4 protein-coding genes and 2 pseudogenes are annotated in these 2,226 nt (G+C 40.7%); 1 reads left to right on the plus strand and 5 read right to left on the minus strand.

Annotated elements, in window-relative coordinates:
- From F8R90_RS24825 to F8R90_RS24845, 5 genes and pseudogenes are all read right to left on the minus strand, one after another.
- A pseudogene (locus F8R90_RS24825) lies at positions 1–151 on the minus strand (ISKra4 family transposase); the annotation flags it as partial.
- 76 nt (positions 152–227) lie between these two features.
- Positions 228–437: pseudogene (locus tag F8R90_RS24830) on the minus strand (NAD(P)H-quinone oxidoreductase subunit F); the annotation flags it as partial.
- A 350-nt stretch (positions 438–787) separates the two neighbouring features.
- A complete protein-coding gene (locus F8R90_RS24835) occupies positions 788–973 on the minus strand; it encodes a hypothetical protein (RefSeq protein WP_196512892.1) in 186 nt (61 codons plus the stop codon).
- A 71-nt stretch (positions 974–1,044) separates the two neighbouring features.
- Entirely contained in the window at positions 1,045–1,323 is a 279-nt protein-coding gene (locus tag F8R90_RS24840; protein ID WP_196512893.1) for a type II toxin-antitoxin system RelE family toxin, read from the minus strand.
- A complete protein-coding gene (locus F8R90_RS24845; RefSeq protein ID WP_196512894.1) occupies positions 1,298–1,540 on the minus strand; it encodes a hypothetical protein in 243 nt (80 codons plus the stop codon). Before F8R90_RS24845 ends, F8R90_RS24840 begins: the two co-directional genes overlap by 26 nt.
- Positions 1,541–1,965: 425 nt before the next feature.
- Between F8R90_RS24845 and F8R90_RS24850 the strand changes: the two genes are divergently transcribed.
- A partial coding sequence (locus tag F8R90_RS24850; RefSeq protein WP_196512895.1) for a hypothetical protein occupies positions 1,966–2,226 on the plus strand: 261 nt, incomplete at its 3' end.

A 2,226-nucleotide genomic window follows, 5' to 3' on the forward strand; every position in this document is an offset into this window, starting at 1 on the left:
TTTCTGGGCCGACATATTCCAATATTTGGCTACGAACTGTTTTTTCTATACCTTCGAGGTCTATTAACTGACTCTTATCAGCTTCCGAGTACAGTAATGTTGCCAGTTCTTGTAAGCAGGCTTTGATCCGTTCTTGTTTCTCTTGGCTCATAGTCAGCGATCGCACAGGGTTATTTCCTTCTACATTTTCTCAGAAATGGTAAATCTTCCAAAACTGGATGCTCCCTAAATACTTCTTGGGGTAGATGATTCCAAGTTGCTTGTAAGGCAATCACAGAATGGACAAACGCCAAAAACGTCATCACCAAGTTTATATAACCCGCCGGTCTTGGCCCTGTTTTCCGAATGATCCCTGGTGACCAAGGCACGGCTAACAAGCCACCTATTAAGGCATAGCACGGAACTAGCCAAACAGTCTCAAGTAGAAACTGAGCCATCAACTTACCTCTATATTGTCATTAAAAATTTCGGGTTTTGAGTCAACTAACGTTGATCCCAGTTAACCCAGCAATCGCAGATAATAAAAATTTATCTTTGCTTAATTTTCTTAGAAACAGCTTACCGTTATATTTGTCCAAATGGAATCACTTTATCTAAATAAATTTGAGATAATTCCTCTAAATAAAACTTATATAATTAACTATTTGAGTAATGAATAATAGCTATTGCTTTTTATCTATGAATTAACTGTTGGTTTCATCAATATTCATCATGAGTTTTTACTTATTGACATAAATCACAAGAGACGCAATTGATAGCGTCTCTCTACAAGTCAGCTAAATTTATTCTACACTTCAGTAATTTTGTCAATCTGCCAACAAACAGAAATAATCGCAGGCGCTTGTTCAAATTGGCTGATGGGAGCGGGTTTCATGTCCCGGTAGTCCAGCAGTTGGACTAAGATGAGATAAGCGATCGCTAAAATGACCGAAATCGCACCTGTAAGAATAGCAATTATTTTTGAACGTTCCATCTGTATTTCCTGTAATGCAAGTTATTGTGCAGTGCCTATATCCACATTAATAGTTTAGACACACCACAGACTTACCGATATACATCGCTCCGATGGGCTATCAGTAAAATAGTAATTAGTTGCTGTTCTTCATCCACCTTATAAACAACTCGCCAGACACCAACTCGATAGCGAAAAAGACCCGCGAAATCACCTTTGAGCCGCTTAATGTTTGGATGTTCATAAGCATTCTGTTGCAGTTGGTCAAAACAACGGTTTAGTCGTTCCGCTAGTGATGCATCTACTTCTTGATAAAACTTCTGTGCTTTGCGAGTCAGTACCAGTTCATACATGACGACGAATACTGTCAAATGACACCACTTCCCCAGCGTCAGCTTCTTGCATAGCTTCACGCAAAGCTTGCTCAAAACCAGGGACATTCAAAAGTTCCGCCGTCGCCTCATGTTCTTCTTTTTCTTCTAGAGCAGCCAGAAAATCACTCACTACCCGCAGCCTTTCTGGAGACAGTCGCCGTAAACGCTTCTCAGTTTGTTGAAGAATAGTAATGTCATCTTGCTTTGATTCCATTGTCATCTTTACACTCAACGCTCTTTAAATACTATCTACATAATAAACTCGGCTATAGTTTTTCTGAGCTAGCGGCACTTTAGTACATAAAATATTAACAAGTTAAAAGCGACATTGAGCTATAGATATGGGCTTTCAGCTAGTTTCGTAGTTTGGACTTTTGATGAACCGTAATTATCTTGATCTTGTTACGCATCGAATAGCGGGAAATCATTTAAGTTATATCTTGCAACTGCCCACTTTCCTGCCAGAGAATAAATTCTCTGGCTAATAGCGCAAGTCCACTCAAGTAAACTTCACTCCTTATTCAGTCTTCTTTAGAAGACTTTAGCTAGTAGCCTCAAAATTCATTCTGAGGCGGTTCTTGGGACTGATGCAAGTTCTGAGTTAAGTCACTATTAATATAAAAGTGCAAAAATCAGCCTTTGAACCTCAATGTTGACCTTTTAAGGCTCGACGTTGACCTTTTGAGGCTCGACGTTGACCTTCTGAGGCTCGACGTTGACCTTCTGAGGCTCAACTTTGACCTTCTGAGGCTCGACGTTGACCTTCTGAGGCTCGACGTTGACCTTCTGAGGCTCGACGTTGACCTTCTGAGGCTCGACGTTGACCTTCTGAGGCTCGACGTTGACCTTCTGAGGCTCAACTTTGACCTTCTGAGGCTCAACTTTGACCTTCTGAGGCTC

This window comes from Nostoc sp. NZL, from assembly GCF_015714705.1.
GTDB lineage: Bacteria > Cyanobacteriota > Cyanobacteriia > Cyanobacteriales > Nostocaceae > Nostoc > Nostoc foliaceum_A.

Excerpts from the sequence above, each read along its gene's own strand:
- F8R90_RS24835 (WP_196512892.1), bottom strand. The coding sequence starts at position 973 with ATGGAACGTTCAAAAATAATTGCTATTCTTACAGGTGCGATTTCGGTC.
- F8R90_RS24845 (WP_196512894.1), bottom strand. The coding sequence starts at position 1,540 with ATGGAATCAAAGCAAGATGACATTACTATTCTTCAACAAACTGAGAAG.